This is a genomic window from Salipiger sp. ABN3_019 (assembly GCF_056158605.1).
The window spans coordinates 113,262-130,363 of record NZ_JBSWTP010000006.1 but is presented as its reverse complement, the minus strand read 5'-3'; the positions used below and the strand labels follow the sequence as shown (position 1 = coordinate 130,363).

General features: G+C 62.8%; 16 protein-coding genes. 14 read left to right on the top strand and 2 right to left on the bottom strand.

Going from position 1 to position 17,102, the window contains the following annotated elements; all coding sequences use genetic code 11:
- Positions 1-50: 50 nt before the first annotated feature.
- Positions 51-692, bottom strand: coding sequence for a Crp/Fnr family transcriptional regulator (locus ACXAD2_RS06985; RefSeq protein ID WP_475168591.1), 642 nt, complete (start codon positions 690-692; stop codon positions 51-53).
- A gap of 89 nt (positions 693-781) precedes the next feature.
- Between ACXAD2_RS06985 and ACXAD2_RS06980 the strand changes: the two genes are divergently transcribed.
- Both ACXAD2_RS06980 and ACXAD2_RS06975 read left to right on the top strand, forming a co-directional pair.
- Positions 782-2,284: an arylsulfatase gene (locus ACXAD2_RS06980; RefSeq protein ID WP_475168590.1), complete on the top strand. Its 1,503-nt coding sequence runs from the start codon at positions 782-784 to the stop codon at positions 2,282-2,284.
- A gap of 87 nt (positions 2,285-2,371) precedes the next feature.
- Positions 2,372-2,878, top strand: a complete 507-nt coding sequence (locus tag ACXAD2_RS06975; RefSeq protein ID WP_475168588.1) for a hypothetical protein — start codon at positions 2,372-2,374, stop codon at positions 2,876-2,878.
- Here the strand turns inward: ACXAD2_RS06975 and ACXAD2_RS06970 are convergent.
- Positions 2,825-3,943 carry a hypothetical protein gene (locus ACXAD2_RS06970; RefSeq protein WP_475168585.1) on the bottom strand — a complete coding sequence of 373 codons (1,119 nt, stop codon included), beginning with the start codon at positions 3,941-3,943 and terminating at the stop codon, positions 2,825-2,827. The two genes, ACXAD2_RS06975 and ACXAD2_RS06970, sit on opposite strands and share 54 nt — an antisense overlap.
- Positions 3,944-4,282: 339 nt before the next feature.
- Here ACXAD2_RS06970 and ACXAD2_RS06965 point away from each other — a divergent pair, with 339 nt between their 5' ends.
- From ACXAD2_RS06965 to ACXAD2_RS06910, 12 genes are all read left to right on the top strand, one after another.
- On the top strand, positions 4,283-5,710 hold the full coding sequence (locus ACXAD2_RS06965; RefSeq protein WP_475168583.1) for an ATP-binding protein: 1,428 nt from the start codon (positions 4,283-4,285) through the stop codon (positions 5,708-5,710).
- A 35-nt stretch (positions 5,711-5,745) separates the two neighbouring features.
- On the top strand, positions 5,746-6,336 hold the full coding sequence (locus ACXAD2_RS06960) for a response regulator transcription factor (protein WP_475168580.1): 591 nt from the start codon (positions 5,746-5,748) through the stop codon (positions 6,334-6,336).
- A 55-nt stretch (positions 6,337-6,391) separates the two neighbouring features.
- Positions 6,392-6,751 carry a response regulator gene (locus ACXAD2_RS06955; protein WP_475168577.1) on the top strand — a complete coding sequence of 120 codons (360 nt, stop codon included), beginning with the start codon at positions 6,392-6,394 and terminating at the stop codon, positions 6,749-6,751.
- 194 nt (positions 6,752-6,945) lie between these two features.
- Positions 6,946-8,550 carry an arylsulfatase gene (locus ACXAD2_RS06950; protein ID WP_475168574.1) on the top strand — a complete coding sequence of 535 codons (1,605 nt, stop codon included), beginning with the start codon at positions 6,946-6,948 and terminating at the stop codon, positions 8,548-8,550.
- Positions 8,551-8,648: 98 nt separating this feature from the next.
- Positions 8,649-9,620, top strand: coding sequence for an HAD family hydrolase (locus ACXAD2_RS06945; RefSeq protein WP_475168572.1), 972 nt, complete (start codon positions 8,649-8,651; stop codon positions 9,618-9,620).
- Positions 9,605-9,904, top strand: coding sequence for a hypothetical protein (locus ACXAD2_RS06940; protein WP_475168570.1), 300 nt, complete (start codon positions 9,605-9,607; stop codon positions 9,902-9,904). The genes ACXAD2_RS06945 and ACXAD2_RS06940 overlap by 16 nt, the downstream gene beginning before the upstream one ends.
- Before the next feature lie 284 nt (positions 9,905-10,188).
- The gene (locus ACXAD2_RS06935) at positions 10,189-11,193 is read left to right on the top strand and encodes an AAA family ATPase (protein ID WP_475168568.1); all 1,005 of its coding nucleotides are present in this window, start codon (positions 10,189-10,191) and stop codon (positions 11,191-11,193) included.
- Positions 11,194-11,202: 9 nt separating this feature from the next.
- On the top strand, positions 11,203-12,180 hold the full coding sequence (locus ACXAD2_RS06930) for a DUF58 domain-containing protein (RefSeq protein WP_475168565.1): 978 nt from the start codon (positions 11,203-11,205) through the stop codon (positions 12,178-12,180).
- Positions 12,177-12,674 (top strand): DUF4381 domain-containing protein, encoded by a 498-nt coding sequence (locus tag ACXAD2_RS06925; protein WP_475168563.1) that lies wholly within the window; start codon positions 12,177-12,179, stop codon positions 12,672-12,674. The genes ACXAD2_RS06930 and ACXAD2_RS06925 overlap by 4 nt, the downstream gene beginning before the upstream one ends.
- Entirely contained in the window at positions 12,671-13,696 is a 1,026-nt protein-coding gene (locus ACXAD2_RS06920) for a VWA domain-containing protein (RefSeq protein WP_475168562.1), read from the top strand. The genes ACXAD2_RS06925 and ACXAD2_RS06920 overlap by 4 nt, the downstream gene beginning before the upstream one ends.
- Complete coding sequence (locus ACXAD2_RS06915; RefSeq protein ID WP_475168560.1) at positions 13,693-15,315, top strand: VWA domain-containing protein; 1,623 nt, start codon at positions 13,693-13,695, stop codon at positions 15,313-15,315. The genes ACXAD2_RS06920 and ACXAD2_RS06915 overlap by 4 nt, the downstream gene beginning before the upstream one ends.
- A complete protein-coding gene (locus ACXAD2_RS06910; protein ID WP_475168557.1) occupies positions 15,312-16,616 on the top strand; it encodes a hypothetical protein in 1,305 nt (434 codons plus the stop codon). The genes ACXAD2_RS06915 and ACXAD2_RS06910 overlap by 4 nt, the downstream gene beginning before the upstream one ends.
- The last annotated feature ends 486 nt before the right edge of the window (positions 16,617-17,102 follow it).

Sequence of the window (17,102 nt, the reverse complement as noted above, 5' to 3'; positions counted from 1 at the left end):
CGCACACTGGGGCAGAGCCGGGTACCGGTGCGTATAGCAGAGAGCAAAAATCAGACATTTAGGCGTACCGATCGGTATGCTACTGTGATGTCCCCGGCGGCACTCAACTTCTTGAGTGCAGCGTTTGTCGACTTACGAGATAGGCCTGCTATGGCTGCGATGTCGTCTTGGGCCAGATCAACCGTACGGTGATCGCCTCCCAGATCAGCGACTAGGTTTTGCAATATGCCTCTGATGCGCATCGCTGGATCTTCTGCTTTCATTGCCTCGATGCAACGCAGTGCCAAAGCAAGGTTGTCAGCCAACATCAAAGAGAGATACCTCCAACCTTCGGGAATATCTTCCATCAGCCGCCCCATTTCGGCGCGGGTGAGCCGCACCAAGGCCGTGTCATCTCTTGCGCGAACTTCGAACATGCGCGGTTTTCCTGAAACAGCCGAGAGATCGCCAAACCAGTACCCTGTGCCGGCCACGTGGCACAAAGACCTGTCGTCGCGCAAGTTTGGAAGGTGGAGTTCAACTGCGCCGCTCGCGACCCCATAAATGCCTCCCGTAGGGTCTTCGACACGGTAGACGGACTCGTTCTTTGCCAAACTAATCACGTCGACGCGCGACAGCAGAGCGCGTCTGAATTGCGCCGGCGTACGCGAGAGCCAACCCGTGCGCGCAAAGACCTGTGTAAAATTTCTCATTTTCCAACCTAGAATGGGAAAGTTTACCCATTTTTCTGCTGCGTAAACCGATAACGTTCAAGCACTTCGATCAATCTGGAGTCGATTCGATGGACCGATTTTCTTGTGCAGTTGTTGCAACGCTGATTTCCGCCTCGATGGCAGTGGCGCAGGACGACACGAAACCCAATATTCTAGTCATCATGGGGGACGACATTGGGTGGTTTAATACCAGCGCATACAACAATGGAATGATGGGGTATTCGACCCCTAACATCGATAGTATCGCCGAAGACGGTATGCGTTTCACTGACGCTTACGGGCAGCAAAGCTGTACTGCCGGCCGGGCCGCGTTCATCACAGGGCAGTCACCAAAGCGAACGGGTCTTCTCAAAATCGGCATGCCGGGCGATCCCCTTGGTCTGCAACCTGAAGACCCTACCATTGCGGAGATGCTGAAGCCGCTCGGCTACGCTACCGGCCAATTCGGCAAGAACCACCTTGGTGACCGTGACGAGTATCTGCCAACCAATCATGGATTCGACGAGTTCTTCGGAAACCTTTACCACCTCAACGCTGAAGAAGAGCCCGAAAATTCCGATTACCCGCAGGATCCGGAGTTCAGAGAGCAGTATGGTCCGCGCGGCGTTCTCAAGGCGACGGCAGATGGCCAAGTAGAAGACACCGGTCCCCTAAATTCGAAGCGCATGGAAACCGTAGATGAGGAGTTCCTCACCGCTGCTATGGACTTCATCGAGCGCCAAGAGGAAAGCGATACACCCTGGTTCGTGTGGTACAATACTACTCGCATGCACATTTTCACGCATCTCAAGGAGGAAAGTGAAGGGGCAACAGGACTCGGTGTCTACGCTGATGGCATGACCGAGCACGATGGCATGGTCGGGACGCTGCTCGACAAGCTCGACGAACTCGGCGCAGCGGACAACACTATTGTTATTTACACTACCGACAATGGTGCCGAAAAGTTCACTTGGCCCGATGGCGGCACGTCACCTTTTCGCGGCGAGAAAGCAACCACTTGGGAAGGCGGCATCCGTGTGCCATTCATGATTAAATGGCCAGGCCAAATCGAACCCGGTCAGGTGAGCAATGAGATCCTTTCTCTTGAAGATATGTTCCCAACACTTCTCGCGGCCGTGGGTGAGCCTGACATCAAACAGAAGCTTCTTGACGGATATGCTGCTGGCGACAAGACCTTCAATGTTCACATCGATGGTTACAACCTTCTCCCTAATCTAACGGGCGCAGAAGACGCAGGAGAGTGGCCGCGTCAGAACTTCTTCGCGTTCGTCGATGACGGCAGCTTGGGCGCTGTTCGCTACGGCCGCTTCAAAGCGCACTTCAGCATTCAGGAACATGAAGGTATGGATGCTTGGCGTCGACCACAAACCCAGCTCAAGGCTCCTTTGCTCATCGATTTGAAGGCAGACCCCTTCGAGATGGCACCGATTGACTCGTCGCACTACGACGAATGGCAACTTCGTCGCATGTGGGCATTCGGGCCAGTCGGAGGCCTTGTCGCCGATTTCATGTCAACCTTTGAAGAATATCCGCAGCGGCAGGAAGCCGGCTCCTTCACTCCGAAACAGTAAATAATAGAAGGGGGCAATGCTTAGTGTTGCTCCCTTTCCTGTGTGATAACGATAGAGAGAATTCCTAGGGCAGCGACCGAGATCGCGGTGGACGACGGTACGGAGAACTATGTCTTTGTTGGGTCCTCCTTCGCAGACACCCTGTCCGGTGGGCTCGGGGCAGATACTCTCACCGGAGGTACGGGAGCAGATATGTTTTTGCTCGGCGACCTGACGGTCGCCGACGTAATCACCGACTATACGCCGAGCGAAGACACGATCGATCTGTCGATCCTGGTGCGTTTGGGCGCCGCAGAAGATGTTGTGGACCGAGGCGACTACGCCGTCGCAACAGGTGAGCTGGAGGTCGATGGCATAACAGTTGCGCAGATCAATGCGCCGGGAGGCGGACCTCCACCCGGTGTGGAGATCATTTTCGAGGACGCCGCCGGTCAACAGCAAAGCGCCGTCATACGACGAAACCTCCTGATAACCATCTCTCGGGGTCGATGCCTTCTGGAAAAGCGATCTTCGCGCTATCGCGAGTGCTCCGTCAGGATATTATCTCTCGTCTTTCGGAAGAAATTGATTTGGGTAATTGCGCGCGGCCGATAAAAGGCCGAACTCTAGTACGTGATCCCTATAGGTTCCCTGCTCATCGCTCAATTGGCTCGCGCCCAAGTAGGTCAAGAATGACACCAGAGCGCCGTGTTGCAATTTACCTTTTTTCTGTCCCGAGGTGGATTTGTGCGAAAAACCGGAGAGCGCGGATACCCAGATTCCACCGTTGCGATCCGGGACGCCAAACCTCGCAGATTGACCTTTTCTGTCACGCAGTTCGTAGCGAGAAATGTGGAGCGCTTGTGTGAAAAGATCACAGCTTGTGAGCGCCAGGAGGACCGAGTGATCAATCTTGCGCAGTAATTCGACGCGTGGATCGCCTGCACCCCGACGCTCGATCCATCTCTGGATCGAATGTCGGGTCAATACGAGGATAGAATTTGTCGCCTGTCCGTTTGATATTTCCACTGTCCTGTGGATGTAGCGTAACAAGTCCTGCTCGAAGCCATCCGCTGCGGCGACATACTTCAGCCGAGAGTCACGACTCGCACATCGAACAACGAGGCTGAGAAACAACCTTTTTTCGTGTTCTTCAGCTCTGGCATAGATGCAACCTGGGTGCCGCCGGAGACGCGCTGCCACTCTGCCGAGCGCGATCAGGTTTCGTCCGGTTTTCTTCGAGAACGCCTCCAGAACAAAGTCTGGGGCAGGCTCTTGTGCCGCTGCTTCTATTATCAACTTGGTGGTGAGACCCCGTGCAAGATAGGTTTGCGCGGCGCCTTCGGAAAACCCGGAAAGCATGAGACCTCGATGCGGAAGGTCCAGCAATGGTGGGGCCGCATCAGGTTTCGTGCAAGTGAAACGTTTGGATTGCGGGGGCTTGACCCGCCAACGGAAACCATCATGCTGGCGGTGATCAGTGTAAGTTAGTGATAAGGCGAGAATTTCTGGTTCGCCGTGTGTGTATTTTTCGTAGTTTTGGTCTTTAGCTGCCGCGCGGGGGAAAAGACACTGCGCAAACTCGGACGAAAATTTAAGGCTCTTGCGTCGCGGTGCTCTCAGGCCGGCGCGTGTTTTATTCTGGTTGTATCGGTGACTTGTTCTCCAGTCTTGGCGCAAGAGGAGCCCTCGACGAAACAGCTAAGAATTCTAGCCATCTACTCTGGATCTAGCACGCTCGCCGCAAACGTTGCGGTTGAAACCGGATTTGCGTCGGTGTTTTCGTCTGCCGAAAGGAAGCCAAGATACGAGATATATGGAGAGTACCGGGACGCGCAGAGGTTTCCAACAAACGCCGACGAGCGGACTTTTCTTGAATCCATGGTTGCCAAATATCGAGATCAAAGCTTCGACGTCATTGTAACAGTGGGCCCCGAAGCGCTTCGCTTGGGCATAGAGTTAAGGCGTTCAATAGCACCTAGCGCTCCTCTTGTGTTTGGAGGTGTTCAAGATGCAACTTTGAAACAGTATTCCGAAATCGAAGGTCTGTCTGGCGTCATTTCAATATTTGATTTGCGCGGGACATTTGAACTAGCGCGTCAAATGCAACCCGAAGCGACGCGCGCTGTGGTCTTCACTGGATCCGCCGCTTTCGATGAGAGATGGCGGTCATTTGCTGTCGAGGAACTGGCGGATGTCTCGCAGCCGAGCGTTGAAATGGTCTCGGGTCTGACGCTAGAGGGGTTCAAGGCCCGTGCGGCCGCTCTTCATCCTTCGGACATTCTCTTGGTGTTGACCATCTTCGAGGATGCAGACGGCCGAAGGTTCGTGCCCGCAGATGCCTTGGCGGCCATCTCGGAAGTTTCGGGGGCGCCCACTTACGGTGTCTATAGTTCCAACATCGGTCGCGGGGTCGCAGGGGGCAGTTTCTCAACCTTCGAAGCCACTGGCGCTGCGATTGCGGAACAGGCATTGAAGATTTTGGACGATCCCTCCGCGGCAGAGTCGGGTGTTCTGGTGCCGGTGTCGGCTGTTCTGGACTGGCGAGAGCTCAAGCGCTTTGATCTGGACCCTGAGAGGCGGCCGGCGGGTAGTCAGCTTCTCTTTTACGATCCGAGCGTTTGGGAGCGGTATGGACCACAAATTCTTGCGGCCATTGCGATCATTCTGCTTCAGTCGAGCACCATCGCAGCGCTCATCGCCTTGGAGCGCCGTCGCCGGAGAAGCAGCGAGGAGCTCATAAAGCGCAGAATTGAGATGGCCAGACTGTCTCGTATCGCTCAACTTGGGGAACTTTCCGGAGCTATCGCACATGAGCTGAACCAACCCCTTACATCCATACTCGCGAATGCCGAGGCAGGCGCAGCGCTCCTCGCGCAAGCACAGCCCGATCTGATCGAGGTCGGCGAGGTGCTTCTAGATATTGCGGAGGATGACAGGCGCGCAGCAGATATCATAGTCAATCTTCGGCGTCTCATGGCCAATGATAGCGGTGGTTTGGAACGCGCGGATCTAAATGATGTCGCGCGCTCGACCATGCGGCTCATCTCGAACGAAATGGTCGCTCGTGGAGTGGACGTGCAGTTGCGCTTGTCGCGCGAAATACTCATCGTGGAAGCAGATGTGCAACAGTTGCAGCAGGTGCTTCTCAATCTCGTTCTTAACGCCGCCGACGCGATGGCGGATCAACAGACGCGGAAGATGATCATCACGACGGGCCTAGATATGAATAGCCGGCGCTTGCTGACCGTGTCCGACAATGGTCCGGGCTTGCCTGATGCGCTGACCGATGACCCTTTCAAGCCATTCGCGACATCAAAGTCACAAGGGATGGGACTGGGGCTTTCAATTAGCCAGAACATCGCAGAGGCGCATGGCGGCGAGTTGCGCTTCACTCGGAGCACGAAGGAGGGGGCTTGTGTTGAGCTGGCCTTGCCTGCGCCTTGACCCGAGAACTGCAAGAGACGTTTCGAGTTCATATCGTGGATGATGATGACAGCGTACGCCGTGCGCTCAGTCGCTTGCTGAAAAGCACGGGTCTCGACGTCCGGGCACATTCAAGCGGCGAGGAGTTACTGATAGAACTTTCGCCACAGCCTCCTGCCTGCGCGATACTCGACATGTACCTCCCGAAAATGAATGGCTTTGAATTGAAGCAGCGAATCGCAGCGATCGCGCCGAGCTTGCCAGTGATATTCCTCACCGGCCGTGGCGATATTGGAATGGGTGTGCAAGCGATGAAGGAAGGCGCGTTTGATTTTCTCACGAAGCCTGTAAAGCCAGAGCAATTTCTTGCGGCCATTGCTGCTGCCAAAGAACATGTCGCCGAGAGCAAATCTTTCTCGCGCGACGCGGCGCGTTACGAGGAGCGGTTGAAGAATCTGACCCCACGCGAAGCTGAAGTGATGGATGCAGTTGTCGCTGGAGATCTGAACAAACAGATCGCGCATGATCTTGGTCTGTCTGAGAAAACTGTCAAAGTTCACAGAGCGCGGGTCATGAAAAAAATGGGCGTGCGCAGCGTTGCGGAACTCGTTCGAGTCAGTGTTACAAAACGCATCGATCTATCCTGATGTAGGCCTTGAGGCCAACTAGTAAGGCTGATCGTGAGTCTCGTAGACTCTCGCCATGGATACTCATGCCGCAACCGCTCTGATTGTCGAAGATGACGCCGCCGTGAGTCGGGCACTTTCTCGCGCAGTGCGGTCCCTGGGATTCGATGTCACCGTCTTTGGAGACGGTGAGGCAGTGCTTGCAAGTGAAATAGCTCAGGCCCCGGCGCTTCTGCTGCTCGACCTGCACCTTCCAGGCATCACGGGCGCGGATCTGATCAAGGAAATCCTCCTCCGCGCGCCTCAACTCCGGATCGTCGTAATGACAGGCCGCGACATTGCAGGGGCTCGAGAGGCCTGCCTCGCGGCGGGGGCCATATCCTACATCAACAAGCCGATTTCTCGTGCTGATCTCACGGCGTTGCTCTCAAGCTGAGGTGAAGAGCCAGGGAGCGGAGTAGGTACTTGGTCTAACTATCCAGATTACGCCAGGGAAGCGAAGCTGCCCACATGGCACCGGCTTTGCCAGGACCTTTATCTTGCTCGTTTTCAAGCGACAGGCGGCGCCAGAAGTATTTCGATGAAAGGGAGACACTTATGTCACCGAGACTTCAAGTACGCTTACTTTTGATGGCCGTGATTTCCTTTGGGATATCGGGCGGTCAGGTCGTTGCCCAGGAATTGCAGACGACCGAGCCTGAGACTTCGTCGAACTCCGCCGGAAAGCCGAACATTCTGGTCATCTGGGGCGATGACGTCGGCCAGTCCAACATTTCCGCATACACGCGGGGGCTGATGGGCTACGAGACGCCCAACATCGACCGGATCGCTAAAGAGGGCATGATCTTCACCGACTACTACGGTGAGCAATCCTGTACCGCCGGCCGTTCCTCCTTCATCATGGGCCAGTCGGTGTTCCGCACCGGCCTGTCCAAAGTGGGTCTGCCCGGCGCACAGGAGGGGATGCAGGTCGAGGATCCGACCATCGCGGGCCTGCTCAAGGCCGAGGGGTACGCCACCGGTCAGTTCGGGAAAAACCACCTCGGCGACCGCGACGAGCACCTGCCGACCAACCATGGGTTCGATGAGTTCTTCGGCAACCTCTACCACCTCAACGCCGAGGAAGAGCCCGAGAACGAGGACTACCCGGCCGACATGATGATCGGCGACGGACAGACCTTCCGGGAGGCCTTTGGTCCTCGTGGCGTCATCCATTCCTATGCTGACGGTGAAATCGAGGATACCGGACCGCTCACAAAGACGCGCATGGAAACCGTGGATGACGAGACCACCGCTGCGGCGATCGATTTCATCGAGCGCGCGAACGAGCAGGGCACGCCTTGGTTCGTGTGGTGGAGCGGCACTCGCATGCACTTCCGCACGCACGTCAGTGAAGAGAACCGGGCACTGGCCAACGAAACCGTCGGCAAACCGGTCGACGAATATACGGCCGGTATGCTCGAGCATGATGCTGATATCGGCGTGTTCCTCGACAAGCTCGATGAGCTTGGTATCACCGACAACACGATCGTCTTCTACTCCACCGACAACGGCCCGCATATGAACACTTGGCCGGATGCGGGGATGACGCCCTTCTGGGGTGAGAAGAACACCAATTGGGAAGGCGCCTGGCGTGTGCCCGCGATGGTGCGCTGGCCGGGTCACATCCCCGAGGACGAGGTCGTCAACGAGATCGTCCACCACATGGACTGGCTGCCAACCTTCCTGGCCGCGGCCGGGAACGAGACGATCAAGGATGACCTGCTCGGCGGCATCACTGTCGCTGAAGTGGGCGAAGGCCGCGACTATAAGGTCCACCTCGATGGCTACAACATCCTGCCATTGCTGACCGGTGAAACCGAGGAGAGCCCGCGAAAGGAGATCTTCTATTTCTCCGATGATGGCGACCTGATGGCTCTGCGTTATGCCGATTGGAAGATCACCTTCCTGGAGCAAAAGGCGTGGAGCACGTTCCGCGCCTGGATCGAGCCGCTGACGCCCCTGCGCACGCCGCTGATCTTCAACCTGCGCCGCGATCCCTACGAGCGTGGCTACCGGACCTCGAACACCTACTACGATTGGATGCTCGACCGCGCCTACATGCTGGTGCCGGCGCAATCCTATGTGGCGAACTTCCTTGAAACCTTCCAGGAATTCCCGCCGCGTCAGGAAGCGGCCTCCTTCAGCCTCGACAAGGTTATGGAGAAGCTCTCGCAAGCGGGCGGCACGCAATGACCGCGGGCTCGTGACGATTGAGAAGGCCGGCCCTGCGCAATGAGCGCAGGGCCGGCCCCAAGTCCGCCACCGCGAATTTTTGCGAAAGGTCGTTTCCCATGCGCCTGTTCACCGCTACCACCTGCCTGACGCTTTTGGCCGTTGCAGCGTACGCCGACCCGCTGCCATCCTGGAATGATACCGAGGCGAAGTCGGCGATCATCGAGTTTGTGGAGACGGTCACCGACCCGTCCTCCGAAGAGTTCGTTCCACAGGCCAACCGCATTGCCACTTTCGACAACGATGGCTGCCTCTGGGCCGAACAGCCGGTCTACTTCCAGCTTCTCTACGCCATCGACGTGCTGAAGGAGAAAGCCGCAAGCGACCCTTCGATCCTGACCTCGGATGCCCTGAAGGCAGGCGCAGAGGGCGATCTCGAAGGCATCCTCGCCGGCGGCATGGAGGGGCTGCTCGAGGTGATCAACGCTTCGCATTCCGGGGTCAGCGTCGAAGACTTCCAGTCCAGCGCCGGCGCCTGGCTGGAGAGCGCCACGCATCCCTCGACGGGCATGCCCTATGGCGAGATGATCTACCAACCCATGCTCGAGCTCCTGAGCTACCTGCGCGATGAGGGGTTCACCACCTACATCGTCTCGGGCGGCGGCATCGACTTCATCCGCGCCTTTGCCGAGGACACCTATGGCATCCCGCCGTGGCAGGTCGTCGGCACCGAGGGCGACACCACCTACACGGCCGATGGCGGCGCGCCGACGCTAACGAAGAACGGCGGCATCACCTTCCTCGACGACAAGGAAGGCAAGCCGGTCGGCATCATGCGCCACATCGGGCAACGCCCGATCTTTGCGGCGGGCAACTCGGACGGCGACTTCCAGATGCTCGAATACACCACGGCAGGCGACGGTGCCCGCTTCGGCATGCTGGTGCATCACACCGACGCGGATCGCGAGTTCGCCTATGACCGGGACAGCCACGTCGGCCAACTCGCCCGCGGCCTCGATGAGGGCGAAGACCGCGGCTGGCTGATCGTCGACATGGCACAGGATTGGAGCAAGGTATGGCCCGGGGAGTGATCGCAGGCGCCACGCTGCTGGCGGTGGCCGGAGTCTGCATCGCAGGCTCAGCATTCGCGCAGACCGAAGCGAGCGCAAAGCCCAATGTCGTGCTCATGCTCACCGACAACCTTGGTTGGGGTGAGCTCGGTGCCTATGGCGGCGGCATCCTGCGCGGCGCGCCGACACCGCGGCTGGATGCCAGCAGAGGCGCAGCAGCTGATGACACTTCGGCCGGGAATCGACGCCGCTACGCTCTTGCAGAAGCAGATCGGCCAAGTCCGCGGCACTATCTACAGCACTGAAAGCGATGGCGAGAATCGGAGCTATCTGGAAAACGTCCTGAATTGGGTGCGCGAGAATGTACGTATCGGGTGCTCGGATCGACAACGCACTTGGCACGCTGAGGCTAGCTCGTCGATGTTGACGGGCTTCCGCAGCAGTGGGTCTCAGCAGTCCTAGGGAGACCGCTCCAGAGGAGCTCCCCGGTCCATGTGGTTGAAGGCATATGCACTGTGGGCCTTGGGTGAGATCCAAAACGCAGCTTGGGTTCTTCGTTTTCTTGGAAGACTTGAAAGGAATCGGGATCATGGAAGGCATGGCCGAAAGGGGCACGCGGGCGCAGATCGAGGCCCTGCGCGCCCGCATGGGCGAGGCGATCATCGGCCAGCGCGAGGTGATCGAGCGGTTGCTGATCGGGCTTCTCGCCAATGGCAACCTGCTCGTCGAGGGGCTTCCGGGCCTTGCCAAGACCCGCGCGATCAAGGCGCTGGCGCGCAACCTCGAATGCGATTTTTCCCGCATCCAGTTCACCCCCGACCTGTTGCCCTCGGACGTCACCGGCACCGAGGTCTATTTCCAGGGCGAGGGCGGCGGCGAGTTCCGGTTCGAGGCCGGGCCGATCTTTGCCAACCTCGTGCTGGCGGACGAGATCAACCGCGCGCCCGCCAAGGTGCAGGCGGCGCTGCTCGAGGCGATGGAAGAGCGGCAGGTGACCGTGGCCGGCACCACCCACAAGATGGAGCCACTGTTCATGGTCATGGCGACGCAGAACCCCATCGAGCAGGAGGGCACCTATCCACTGCCCGAGGCGCAGATGGACCGGTTCCTGATGCATGTGAACATCACCTATCCGCCGGTCGAGGATGAGGTCGAGGTGATCCGCCTCGTGCGCGCCGAGGAGATTGCGGCGCAGGAGGGCAGCGGCAAGGCTGGCTCCGAGACCCATTTTCCTATCCCGCAGGAAGCGGTGTTTGCCGCCCGCCGCGAGATCGCCGCGCTGCGCGTCGCGCCCGAGATGGAGCGCTACATCGCCGATCTGGTCAATGCCACCCGCGTTCCGGCGGAGTTCGGCGATGACCTCAAGCGCTGGATCGAGGTCGGGGCGAGCCCGCGCGCCTCGCTCGCGCTCGACAGATGCGGCCGCACCCACGCCTGGCTGGCGGGGCGCGATTATGTCGACCCCGAGGATATCCGCGCCGTGGTGCCCGACGTGCTGCGCCACCGGCTTGGCCTGTCGTACGAGGCGCAGGGCGAGGGCATCAGCCCGGATGCCGTGGTGTCCGAGATCGTCCGGCAGGTGGCGTTGCCCTAGGGAGGCAAGATGAAGGACCGCGCCGTCAGTATCCGCACCGGCACCCTGCGCAAACCCGCGCAGGTCACGGAGGATCCGCGCGTTCGCACCGATCTCGCTTATCTGCGCAGCCTCGAGGGTCCGGCGCGCGGTCTCAGCTTCCTGCCGCGCCAGCCGGCGCAATCGGTGCTCAACGGCCGCCACGCCTCGCGCTTGCGCGGGCGTGGACTCAACTTCGAGGAATTGCGCGATTACCTGCCCGGCGACGACATCCGCGCCATCGACTGGAAGGTCACCGCCCGCACCGGCACGCCGCATGTCCGGGTGATGACCGAAGAGCGTGACCGCCCTGCGCTGATCGTCGTCGACCAACGCATGTCGATGTTCTTCGGCACCCGCCGCGCGATGAAATCCGTCACCGCCGCCGAGGCCGCCGCGATGACCGCCTTCCGCATCCTCGATCAGGGCGACCGGGTGGGCGGCATCGTCTTTGGCGACAAGATGATCGCCGAGGTCCGCCCGCAGCGCAGCCGCGCCGCGCTCAACCGCTTCCTCACCGCGCTGGCCGAGGCCAATGGCCTGCTGCATGCCGAGGCGCCCAACCCGGCCCCCATCGGCTTGACGCGGGTGCTGCGCGCCGTCGCCCGCATCGCCGCGCGCAACCACCTGATCATCGTGCTCAGCGACTTCGACGGCATCGACGCCGAGACCGACCGCATCGTCTCGGGGCTGGCGCGGCACAACGATCTGATCCTTGTGCCGGTCACCGACCCCAGCGCGGGCGAGATCCCGGCGGGGCTGAAGCTGATCGTCACCGACGGCGCGCTGCAGGCCGAGATAGACACCGCTGCGCCCGGTACCCGCAAGGGGCTGATCGAGATGTCGAAGGGCCGGCTGGCCGATGTGCTCGACTGGCAGCGGCGCTTCGGGGTGCCGATCCTGCCGCTCTCGGCGGGCGATGAGACCCTGCCGCAGATGCGCCGCCTGCTGGGGCTCGGCCCGCGATGAACGAGGAGACGCCGGAAATCCAAAGCCTCGTCGGGATGATCAACCAGCTGATCGACCCGGTGCCGCCGGTGCCGGTGCCGCTGGTGCCGCAGACCTGGGGCTGGCTGGTGCTGGCGCTGGTGCTGGCGGCACTGGTCGCATGGGGGCTCTGGCGCTGGCATCGCCGCCATCAGGCGGCGGCCTACCGGCGCGAGGCGCTGGCCGGGGCGGCGCGGGCCGAAACCACCGCCGAGCTTGCCGCCATCCTGCGCCGCGCCGCGCTCGCCGCCTATCCAAGGGTCGAGGTCGCCGCGCTCACCGGGGCGGAGTGGACCGGCTTTCTCAGCCGCACCGGGCCCGAGCGCTTTCCCGAGGCCGCCGGCGAGGAGCTGCGCCGCGCGCCCTATAAAACGCCGGGTGCCGCCCCGTCGCCCGAACTGCGCCGCGCCGTCGAGCGCTGGCTGAAGCGTCATCGAGCCGCGCCGGCGGCAGCGGACCGAGGGGTGGCGACATGATCTCGCTCGCCGCGCCCTGGCTGCTGTTGCTGCTGCCCTTGCCACTGCTGGTCTGGTGGCTGGTGCCGCCGCACCGCGAGCGCGAGAGCGCGCTGCGCTTTCCGTTCTTCCGCCGCATGGCCGAGGCGGCGGGGGCCGAGCCGCGCGCCGGGGCGGTGGTGCTGTCGCGCCCGGTGATCTCGGTGCTCACGGCGGCGCTGTGCTGGGCCCTGCTGGTGCTGGCGCTGGCGCGGCCCGAGCGGGTGGGCGCCCCGATCACCATCGAGACCGCCGCCCGCGACGTGGTGCTGGCGATCGACATCTCGGGCTCGATGGACGCCAAGGATTTCGAAGCCCCGGACGGTGAGCGGCTCCAGCGGCTTGCCGGGGTGCGGCAGGTGGTGCGCGACTTCGTCGCCGGGCGCGACGGCGATCGCATGGCGCTGGTGGTCTTCGGCACCGCCGCCTACCTGCAGGCGCCGCTGACCGACGATCTGACCACGATCACCGAGCTCCTGGATCGCACCGAGGTCGGCATGGCCGGGCCGCATACCGCGCTTGGCGACGCCATCGGCCTCGCGATCCGCACCTTCGAGGCCAGCGACATCGACCAGCGGCTGCTGATCCTGCTGTCGGACGGCTCAGACACCGCCAGCCGTATGAGCCCGGTCAACGCCGCCGAGATCGCCGCCGACCGCGGGGTCGAGATTTTCACCATCGGCGTCGGCGATCCCGAGGCCACGGGCGAGAACCGCGTCGATCTGGCGACGCTGCAGGCGGTGGCGGACCGCACCGGCGGGCAATATTTCTTCGCCGAAGATGCTTCGACGCTGCAAGCGGTCTATGACCGCATCGACGCGCTGGCCCCGCGCGAGACCGAGACCCTGTCGTTCCGGCCGCGCCGGTCGCTGGCGTGGATCCCGATGGGGTTGTCAGCTTTGCTCGGGCTCGCCTCGGTGCTCTGGCTGCAGCTGCGCGGTCGGCGGCGGTCCCAGCGGAGCCCTGCGGCGCGAGCCGCCGGGCGGGCGGAGGAGGCCGCATGACCGACCTGCCGCTTTTCCTCGAGGCCTTCCATTTCCTGCGCCCGCTCTGGCTGCTGCTGATCCCGCTGATCGTACTGGTCTGGTGGTGGGTGCGCCGCCCGCTGCAGCGCGGGGCGATGCAGGTCGAGGGCATCGCCCCGCACCTGCGCGAGGCGCTGACCGTGGGCCGCCCGCAGCGCCGCCGCCTCACGCCGATCGACAGCACCGCCGCGATCCTGATCCTCGGCGCGCTCGGCGCGGCCGGGCCGACATGGTCGCGCCAGCCCGACCCCTTCGCTGCGCAATCCGCCCCGGCGGTGATCGTTCTGGCCGTGACCCCGGGCATGGAGCAGAGCGACGTGGCGCCCTCGCGGCTCGAACGTGGCAAGCAGAAGATCCGCGACTTCCTAGAGTTGCGCGCCGGGGCGCGCACGGCGCTGGTGGCCTATGCGGGCACCGCCCACGTGTTGCTGCCGATGACCGAGGACGCGCAGGTCATGGTGCCCTATCTCGAGGGGCTCAGCCCCGAGGTGATGCCGCGCGAGGGCGCGGTGGCGGCAGAGGCACTGGCGCTGGCCGAGGGTATCCTGGCCGACGAGGGGGCACCGGGCGGCATTCTCTTTGTCACTGACAGCCTCGATCCGGCGGATGCCGCTCCGCTCGATGCCAGTGCGGTGCCGGTGGCGGTGCTGGCGACCCGCCCCGAGGGCAGCCGCGACCGCGGCCTCGATGCGCTGTCGGTGCCGGTGGTCGCGGTCTCGCCCGATCCCTCGGATATCCGCCGGCTCGACGGGCTGCTCAACGCCGCTTATCGCCGGGCGCAGCTGGATGACGTCGAGCAGCCGTGGGAGGACCGGGCGCATTGGCTGGCCTGGCCGGCGGCGCTGCTGCTGCTGCTGTGGTTCCGCCGCGGCTGGACCATGCGGTGGGCGGCGCTCGCGGCGCTGGCGGTGCTGGGCCAGCCGCAGGCAGCGCGGTCAGAGGGGGTGGCTGATTGGTTCCTGACCCCGGATCAGCAGGGCCGCATCGCCTTTGACCGCAGGCATTTCGAGCGCGCCGCCGAGCTTTATGTCGATCCGCTCTGGCGCGGCTACGCGCTCTACCGGGACGGTCAGTACGATGCCGCGATCGAGGTGCTGGACCGTGTCGAGACAGCGCAGGCGGCGTTCATCCAGGGCATGGCCAACATCAAGGGGCGGCACTACCGCGACGGGGTGCGGGCCTTCGAGACGGCACTGGCGCGCGACCCGGACTATCCGGGCGCGGCAGAGAACCTCGAGACCGCGCAGCGCATCGTCACCTATGTCGAGGACCAGCAGGCGCAGTCGGACACCGGCGAGGATCGCGGCATCGGCGCGGACGAAGAGGTCTATGACAACGAAAGCGAGCAGGGTGAGGAAACCCTGCGCGAGCAAGGCAGCGAGGAGGGCAGCGGGCTGCTGACCGCCGATCAGTGGATGAACACCGTCGACACCCGCACCGAGGATTTCCTGCGCATGCGTTTCGCGCTGGAAGCGGCCGCGCCGCCGTCCTCCGGCGGATCGGGGCCTGCGCCTGCGACCGGCTCTGATGCCGCGCCGCAGACCGCTGAGCCCCCCGAGGCCCCCGAGACTCCGGCGGCGCAGGAGGGCGAGCCATGAGGCGCCTGCTTTGGCTTGTCCTTCTCCTTCTGCCGGGATTTGCCGTGGCGCAGGATGCAGAAGCGCCGGGCGCGGAGGATCTGCCGCAGCTAGTCGTCGACTTCCCCGAGACCGAGGCGATCCCCGGCCAGCCGCTCAGCCTGCGCCTGACGGTGCTGGTGCCGAGCTTCATGCCCAAGCCTCCGGTCTGGCCGAGCCTCGAGGCGCCGAACCTGCTGGTGCGGCTGCCCTCGCGCTCCACCAACCCGGTCTCGGAACGGATCAACGGCGAGACATGGTCCGGCATCTCGCGCCATTACCGTATCTCGCCCATGGTCCCGGGGCAGATGGCGCTGCCGCCGCAGGAGGTGCTGGTCACCTGGCAGGACACTGCCACCGGCGAGGCGCGGCAGACCGCGCTGAGCACCGGGCCGATCACCTTCGCCGGGGTGGTCCCCGAGGGGGCTGAGGGGCTCGATCCCTTCATCGCCGCCGCCGATCTGACGCTCACGCAGGAGGTCGAGGGGGATCCGGCCGCCATGGTGCCCGGTGACAGCCTCAAACGGCAGGTGACGGTGGCGGTCGAGGGGCTCTCGCCGATGTTCCTGCCGCAGGTGCTGGGCCCGGTCGAACTGCCCGGGGTTGCCGCCTATCCGGACGAGCCGCGGCTGTCCGAGCGGGACGATCGCGGCACGCTCAGCGGCACCCGGACCGAAAGCGTGACCTATCTCGCCGAGGCCGGGGGCGGGGGGCAGCTGCCCGAGATCACGCTCGACTGGTTCGACACCGATGAAGGGGTGGTGAAGACGGCCTCTGCCGAGGGGTTGGAGCTACAGATCGACGGCCCGCCGCCGGGGCGCAGCACGCCGCTCGATCCCCGGCGCATCGCGCTGCTGGCGCTGGCTGCGGCGCTGGCGCTTGGCCTGCTGTGGCTGGCGCTGCGCTGGCTGCTGCCCGCGGTATCGCGGCGACGGGCGCTGCGGCGCGCTGCCGAGCTTGCCTCGGAGCGGCATGCCTGGCGCGCGCTGATGCAGGTGATCGGGCGGCGCGATCATGCCGCGCTGCGCCCGGCGCTCGATCTCTGGGCCGGGCGGGTCGAGGGGCCGGACCCGCGCCACGCCGCGCCGGTCGAGGCGGCGCTGCTGGCGCTTGGCGCGCAGCGCTACGGAGGCGGCGGGGCTGCCAATCCCAGCGACACTGCCTGGACGTCGCTGCGGGGAGCGCTGGAGGTCGCGCGACCGAGCCGTCACAAGAATTCCGAAGTCAGTGCCCTTCCGCCTCTCAATCCTAAAGAAGCGCCTCGAGCTTTTGACCGCGCCTGAGCTGAAAACAACCGTGGAAATGATCTGTGCTTAAGAGAAAACGCCTGCCTCTCCGCTCCTTCGCAAATGGTGTTCCTAGCCACACGGAAGCTCAAGCCGAGCGCAGAGACGCGGACGCATGTCCTAAGCTCTGCGGCATAGGAACTCTCATTCTGACGGGCGGAGCACTAGTCGTGGCTGCGATCCCCGCTCACGCTCAGGATTACCTCGGCTCCGAGCGCTGCATCACCTGCCACGAGGCAGCAGGCGCAGCATGGGAAGGCTCACATCACGCCCTGGCCTGGACCGAGGCGACGCCGGACAACATCACTGCCAATTTCGATGGTACCGAGTTCACCCTCGGCGACATGCAGGCGCGCTTCAGCCTCACGCCCGAGGGCAAGGCCCATGTCAGCGTCACCGAGCGCGACGGGGTCACCACCGAGTACGACGTGCATTCGGTGATCGGCGTCGAGCCGCTGCAGCAATACATCCTCGAGACCGCGC

Bases quoted from the DNA above. Each gene is read 5' to 3' on its own strand.
- ACXAD2_RS06985 (WP_475168591.1), bottom strand. From the start codon at position 692: ATGAGAAATTTTACACAGGTCTTTGCGCGCACGGGTTGGCTCTCGCGT.
- ACXAD2_RS06980 (WP_475168590.1), top strand. From the start codon at position 782: ATGGACCGATTTTCTTGTGCAGTTGTTGCAACGCTGATTTCCGCCTCG.
- ACXAD2_RS06955 (WP_475168577.1), top strand. From the start codon at position 6,392: ATGGATACTCATGCCGCAACCGCTCTGATTGTCGAAGATGACGCCGCC.
- ACXAD2_RS06950 (WP_475168574.1), top strand. From the start codon at position 6,946: ATGGCCGTGATTTCCTTTGGGATATCGGGCGGTCAGGTCGTTGCCCAG.
- ACXAD2_RS06945 (WP_475168572.1), top strand. From the start codon at position 8,649: ATGCGCCTGTTCACCGCTACCACCTGCCTGACGCTTTTGGCCGTTGCA.
- ACXAD2_RS06940 (WP_475168570.1), top strand. From the start codon at position 9,605: ATGGCCCGGGGAGTGATCGCAGGCGCCACGCTGCTGGCGGTGGCCGGA.
- ACXAD2_RS06935 (WP_475168568.1), top strand. From the start codon at position 10,189: ATGGAAGGCATGGCCGAAAGGGGCACGCGGGCGCAGATCGAGGCCCTG.
- ACXAD2_RS06930 (WP_475168565.1), top strand. From the start codon at position 11,203: ATGAAGGACCGCGCCGTCAGTATCCGCACCGGCACCCTGCGCAAACCC.
- ACXAD2_RS06925 (WP_475168563.1), top strand. From the start codon at position 12,177: ATGAACGAGGAGACGCCGGAAATCCAAAGCCTCGTCGGGATGATCAAC.
- ACXAD2_RS06920 (WP_475168562.1), top strand. From the start codon at position 12,671: ATGATCTCGCTCGCCGCGCCCTGGCTGCTGTTGCTGCTGCCCTTGCCA.
- ACXAD2_RS06915 (WP_475168560.1), top strand. From the start codon at position 13,693: ATGACCGACCTGCCGCTTTTCCTCGAGGCCTTCCATTTCCTGCGCCCG.
- ACXAD2_RS06910 (WP_475168557.1), top strand. From the start codon at position 15,312: ATGAGGCGCCTGCTTTGGCTTGTCCTTCTCCTTCTGCCGGGATTTGCC.